The organism is Thermoproteota archaeon, assembly GCA_003352285.1.
Lineage (GTDB): Archaea > Thermoproteota > Nitrososphaeria > Nitrososphaerales > Nitrosopumilaceae > PXYB01.
This window is the reverse complement of the sequence record QQVN01000002.1, coordinates 259,968-266,192: the sequence shown is the minus strand read 5'-3', so window position 1 is coordinate 266,192 and position 6,225 is coordinate 259,968. Positions and strand designations below refer to the sequence as shown.

The 6,225-nt window shown below is 35.6% G+C and carries 5 protein-coding genes and 1 pseudogene; 3 read left to right on the top strand and 3 right to left on the bottom strand.

From position 1 onward, the window contains the following. Positions 1–247: pseudogene (locus DWQ18_01570) on the top strand (endoglucanase). A 391-nt stretch (positions 248–638) separates the two neighbouring features. Here the strand turns inward: DWQ18_01570 and DWQ18_01565 are convergent. Next, entirely contained in the window at positions 639–1,673 is a 1,035-nt protein-coding gene (locus DWQ18_01565) for a hypothetical protein (GenBank protein ID RDJ34647.1), read from the bottom strand. A gap of 134 nt (positions 1,674–1,807) precedes the next feature. Between DWQ18_01565 and DWQ18_01560 the strand changes: the two genes are divergently transcribed. After that, positions 1,808–2,224, top strand: a complete 417-nt coding sequence (locus DWQ18_01560; protein ID RDJ34646.1) for a response regulator — start codon at positions 1,808–1,810, stop codon at positions 2,222–2,224. 18 nt (positions 2,225–2,242) lie between these two features. Here the strand turns inward: DWQ18_01560 and DWQ18_01555 are convergent, their stop codons facing one another. After that, on the bottom strand, positions 2,243–3,253 hold the full coding sequence (locus DWQ18_01555; GenBank protein ID RDJ34645.1) for an aldo/keto reductase: 1,011 nt from the start codon (positions 3,251–3,253) through the stop codon (positions 2,243–2,245). A gap of 562 nt (positions 3,254–3,815) precedes the next feature. Between DWQ18_01555 and DWQ18_01550 the strand changes: the two genes are divergently transcribed. Further along, complete coding sequence (locus tag DWQ18_01550; protein ID RDJ34644.1) at positions 3,816–4,499, top strand: sensor histidine kinase; 684 nt, start codon at positions 3,816–3,818, stop codon at positions 4,497–4,499. Here DWQ18_01550 and DWQ18_01545 read toward each other — a convergent pair whose 3' ends face one another. After that, positions 4,500–6,170 carry a hypothetical protein gene (locus tag DWQ18_01545; protein ID RDJ34643.1) on the bottom strand — a complete coding sequence of 557 codons (1,671 nt, stop codon included), beginning with the start codon at positions 6,168–6,170 and terminating at the stop codon, positions 4,500–4,502. It lies immediately after the preceding gene. Between the last annotated feature and the right edge of the window lie 55 nt (positions 6,171–6,225).

Here is a 6,225-nt window from a genome sequence, read left to right as displayed (position 1 = left end):
AGCTGGAGCTGGTTTTGGTTCGGGAGCTGGAGCTGGTTTTGGTTCGGGAGCTGGAGCTGGTTTTGGTTCGGGAGCTGGAGCTGGTTTTGGTTCGGGAGCTGGAGCTGGTTTTGGTTCGGGAGCTGGAGCTGGTTTTGGTTCGGGAGCTGGAGCTGGTTTTGGTTCGGGAGCTGGAGCTGGTTTTGGTTCGGGAGCTGGAGCTGGTTTTGGTTCGGGAGCTGGAGCTGGTTTTGGTTCGGGAGCTGGAATCTCAGAATCTTTTCTTATTTCTGGAATGGAACCTAAATTATCAAATTGAACTTTGTTATTATCAATTCTAATTGCGTTTGAATTATCAACACGGAATCCTCTAATCTTTTGACCAACTTTCCATGTGTTGAGACTAGAAAAAACGGTAGAATATGATATTCGATTTTGTAGATCATGTGTCAAGTCTGCCCTGCTAATTATCTCACCTATTGGATCAATTGATACCCCATTGTCTTTATGACGCCTGACATAGGTTATTCGATGATCAGAATCATATGATGCTTCAGAAATTAGAAAATCAGCCCACTTTGCCATTTTCTTTGATTATCAATTAGCTCCCTATTAAATAAGATAAATCGTCTGAGTTTAGCTTCAAAACATAAAATGAATTAATCTAATGAATTGTTTGGTCCACGATCTCTTCCCACATCAGAGTGACCCCCAGAACTTACACCAGGTGTAGATTTTGATGAGGATACTGACATCAAGCTGTTAACAATTGTTTGTTGACGAATAGTTTCTTGGTCATCTAAGGAAGTTGAAATCAAGGAAATGGTATTATCAATTTGCCCTAATAGAGCAGAAGGAAGTTCAGGTTCCCTAAATGGAGTCTCTTCAGTATTCTCATTTTCTGGGTCCTCACTTGTCTCCTCAGATGATGAAGGCTTATACTCATTGATAATAATTGGGTTTTTTTGTATGTAGTTTTGTATATCGTTTCTATATTCCATCAATAGTTTTAATACATCTTCATCCGTGTAATGAAGCATTATTCTGTCTATTGCTATTGGTAATGCATTCAATTCTCGATCTTCTTTGATTTTTTGCAGTGTTGCTTTAAAAATCTCAGGCCAGTTAATTTTTTCATGAAGAATGGTTTTTTCGACTATTACTTGAGTAATTTTATCGTCAATGTATTTTTTATAATTTATGGCATCCACCTGATCCTTTGAATATTTTTCCGAATTAATTGTTAATAGAAATTTATTATGATTTGTTTCAAGCTGTGAAATTGTTTTTTTGGTATCCAATATCAATAGTTTGTTTTCAAGAGGAATAGAGCTCTCAAGATATTTCGTAGAAATAATATCGAATTTTTCACCAACATTTTCAAATTTTGATATTAGTTCATTATATTTTGTAAAATCTGTATTTGAGTTATATGGTAGAGTTGATTTTATTTTTTTTATTTCGTCACAAACTGAATGAAACTGTACATTAATGTGTCCAAGTTCATTCGGATTTATTTCATCAATTATGTCGGAAATATTATCAAGTTGAGACTCAATTTTAGTGAATTTTTCATATTCATCAGCAAAAACACTCTGTGCTGAAAACTGTATGAGTCCAATTACGCATAAAATTACCACCATGTGTGATTTTGTGTGAACACTCTGAACAGAAATCCTTTCAATGATGGTCAATTGTGAAGAAATTTAGATTTTTTTTACTGGTAATGATTTGTATGTAATCAAATTACACACATTTTGATATTTGTTCGGAATTAGTTTTTTTTAAACAAACATGCTTAGATTAAATTCATTTATCAGATATAGATATGGCACTAAAGATCCTAATTGCAGAGGACGATGAAGACATAGCATATCAATATGCTGAAAGTCTCAAAAGTTTGGGTCACGGAGTATTTGTAACAAAAGATGGAGAAGAATGCCTCAGTGCATACAGATATGGGTTAATGAAGTCTTTTGATAACCGCTCCCCATTTGATGTAGTGGTTGTAGACTATGCCATGCCAAAGAAAAACGGAGTAGAATTGGCAAAAGCCATTCTAGCTGAGCAACCAAAACAGAAGATAATTTTTGTCTCAGCTCATGGTAATTTGCTTTTAGAGGATCTTGAGGAGTTTGGGCCAAATGTAGAATTTCTTAGCAAGCCGGTGTCAATCTTAGCACTAATTGCAAAAATAGAAGGCAAAAGGATCAAAGACGTCACACGTGCAGTAAAATATTCGTAGTTTAAAATTTTGATCACATTAACGCCGATACTCAGAACCACAATCACCTATTAACGAAAATAGGTCACTTGACTTGTCAGTAACTAGAGATATTTTTTCATAATCATCAGAATCCAAGCTAAAATCAAAAACTCTAGAGTTATCTTCCATGTGGTTAGTGACACCAAGTCTTGCTCCAATTATGACTCCTGACACTGCAGGCTTGTCCAAGACAAAACGTGTAGCTACATTTGCAATGCTAACATTATGCTTTTTAGCAATACGATCACAAGTCTGAAGAAGTTCTTGGAACAGGTCCCATTCTCCCCACGCATCAATCATGTGTTTGTATTTTTGAAGTGATGCAGTATCTAATTGATCTGGAGAAGGCTCATCTACTCCCAGATATTTTTCAGATAATAGTCCGCCTAGAAGAGTTCCGTATGTCAACAAACCAATGTTATTTTCCAAACAGAATTTTTCCATCTTTATAGATGGTCTTTGATCAATTATAGAATACTGAACTTGATTTGATACTAGTTCTATATCCCAATCAGTAATTATCTCCATGTGTTCTGTATCAAAATTTGTCAGGCCAATATTCTGTATCTTTCCATCATCCTTAAGAGATTGTAAATGAATTAACGCATCATGATATGCATTAAAGCTGTAATCCCACCAATGAAATTGAATTAAATCAATTGATTCTACGCCCATTCTTCTTCTTGATACATCAATTGCTTGCTGCACAAGTTGTTTTGACATTTGTCCAGGTGAGGGTACAAATTTTGTAAATGCTTGAGGTTTTACAGAGTTTGAATCTAAATCCAGTCTACGGAAAAATTCTCCAATAAAATCCTCTGCTGGTCCATAGATATCCGCAAGATCCCATGTAGTAAACCCAGACTCGTGATATGATAACATGTCCTCTATGGCAGAATTAAAATCAATGAATCCATGACTCCCCGAAACTTGCCACATTCCATTGAGGATTTTACAAATTTTTAGATCAGGTCTTAGTTGAGAATATGCGTTGGAGGATAAATGCACACAAATTCATCACTGTTCGTGTATAAGATGATTTTTGAAGGAAATTGCTAAATTAAGAATTTTGCAAGTAATCACATGGGTTCAAAGGTTGATCGTAGTGATCCAAATTGTCCCATATGTAAACGTCCAAAGGAGGATCATTCACCAGAGGATGCAATTAACTGTTTTAAAATGATCAGAGAAAAAGAATAATTTTTGTTAAAAGAATTAGTGGGAACCGGTAAACGGGATATGGCTATAATTTGGTTCCCACCATGAGCAAGCGTTACAAATTTTATCATTGTGTGCTATTTTCATGAATGTTTGTTCAAAATGCACAAAACTATTTGGTTCCTATTGTTTTAATTCAGCAATTCGACATTCCTTACACGTATCATCATCTAGTGAAATTGTTCTACCGCATCTTCTACAATGTTTTTCGATTGCCATGTACGTTTTTTATCTTTCAGGATTATGAAGCAACTGTTGTTCAATCCTACAAACATAGGATGGATTTTGGAATATTATGAAAAATTATGTTTAATTTATTCAAAATGGACACACATTAAACTAATACCACTATTTGGCAATTTTTATCATGCTGGCTGAGAGTAGGACAGAGAGAATTCAACAAATATTTGAAATTTCAAATATTGAAAAAGCCTTAGATGCAATTAGCGTCATAAAAAATTCTAATGCACTGGCAATGTTGGCTACAAAAAATGATCCTATGTTATCAAGATATCACACCAAGATAGAGCTATCAATTAAAGAGCTTGAAAATATTTTTGACCAAGTAAAAAGATTACCAGCTGAGACCAATAGATCATTATCTAGTAAGACTGGACTTGTGATGAGTCGTTTTTCACTATTAGAAATTCTAAAAAGTTCAATGCCTAGAAAGATTCCAAATTCTGTGAAAATAAACCTGCCACAAAATGATTTTGAGATTTATTGTAACAAATTCAAGCTTATTGTACTCTTTTCAAATTTGATTGAAAACTCTATTCAAGCAATGAACAATTCAGGAGTAATTGATGTTGTAATCTATGAAACCCAAAATAGAGTTGTCATAGAGATATCAGATTCAGGGCCTGGAATTCCACCAGAAATTATGGCAAAGTTGTTTAATTCATTGTCATCTACAAAAGAAAACGGTACTGGATTAGGAACAAAAATGGCAAAGACTATTGTTGAAAAGCATGGTGGAGATATTTCAGTAAAGAATAACCCAACTACATTTACTATAAAACTTCCAAAGAGATAATTATTTTCGTAATTTCAAGTGCTTTCTTACCTTGATTGCAACTACTGCAGGTGCTGCAATATACATTCCAAGGTTCAATGCAATGACAGAGATTCCAAGGAAGAGTACTTGCTCTTCAGAGCCCTGGTCAGCCAGTGTCATTATTGATAGTGTGGAGACCATTGGTGTGATGAATGCCTTTACAGCCTCTCTGAATGCTGGGTTTTCTCTCTCCCAGTCTGCAATTGTTGGTGAGAAGGAGTAGTAGATATCATTGAATCCAGTCATAAATGATGTTCCAGATTCAGTTGATAGTAGAGTATTGTCTCGTACTTCTCTGAGGAACTGTACTTGATGTGCCATCTCAGTTCCATATGCTGCAGTTGCAATTAAGCAACCACCGCCTTTGGTTGTCTTTGTCTCTAATGTAACTTTACAAACACCGTCTACTAGTTTAGTTCCGGTACCACATAAACCGGATTGGGGCGCAGGTAATCCGACAGCTTCATAGATTGTCATATCTGGGTAATTAGTTTCAAACCAAGCTTTGTAGCTTGGCTCGTTGTTGTATCTATCCACATAGTATTGTGGATCTTTTTTTGGATCAACAAATTTTGCTAATTCTTTTTCAGGTGGAGGATTTGGTAATCCTACAGCTTCATAGATTGTCATATCTGGGTAATTAGTTTCAAACCAAGCTTTGTAGCTTGGCTCGTTGTTGTATCTATCCACATAGTATTGTGGATCTTTTTTTGGATCAACAAATTTTGCTATTCCATTATCTTTGGTAGGTGAAGGTTCTGATTTAGGTTCTGATTTAGGCTTTGGTTCTGGTTCTGGTTCTGGTGGAGGTGGAGTAGATTTTGGTTCGGAGATTCCCACTGCTTGATATATTGTAATTCCAGGAAAGTTTTGATCAAACCAATCTTTGTAGCTTGGCTCGTTGTTGTATCTATCCACATAGTATTGTGGATTCTTTGTTGAATCAACATACTGCTGAAAATCTGCAATTGGATCTGGTTCAGGTTCTGGTGGAGGTGGAGGCGGAGGAGTTTGCTGCTCAGTTACTTCCCTGACTTCAATTGTTACAGTGGTTTTATCCTGTTGTAATCCATCAGAGGCCACAATGTCAAATGTATATGTTCCAGGACCTTGTGATTCTGTAGGAGTCCAAGAAAATTTTCCTGTTGTAGATTCAATTGTTGCCCCAGTTGGCGGATTGTTTGCTAATTCAAAAGTTACATTACTTATTGATTTTACAAGTGTGGCAGTAAAGGAGACTAGGGTTTTTTCATCTACAGTTTTTTTACTAATAGAATTTAGTTTTAGTGCGTCCTCAAGAACTGTGATATTTGGATCTTCTCTGTTTAATTTAATGACAAGTGCGTTCTCTTTTCCTTGTGAGTTTAGTTCATAGACGTAAACAGTGTAAATTCCCTCGCCATTTGGATGAATAAGAATGTCAGTAGCTCTGACAGAAAGCTCAAAGGAGCCAGAATCATTTGCGGTATTAGTTTTTACAATTATTTTATTATCAACAGGACTGTAGATTTCAAGTACTATAAGATCCCCTCCACTTGCTGTTCCTGAAAAAATTATATCGTTTCCTGCTTGATAGGAATCATCATCAGTTTCAACCGAAGATACATCTGCATATGCATTCTGGACTAGAATAACACTGAATGAGAGCATAAAAAGCAATAGTATTCTGTTGTTCATGATAAGATGAAGGGTATTTTCTAATTAA

Coding starts and splice junctions, on each gene's coding strand:
- DWQ18_01560 (RDJ34646.1), top strand. CDS start 1,808: ATGGCACTAAAGATCCTAATTGCAGAGGACGATGAAGACATAGCATAT.
- DWQ18_01545 (RDJ34643.1), bottom strand. CDS start 6,170: ATGCTCTCATTCAGTGTTATTCTAGTCCAGAATGCATATGCAGATGTA.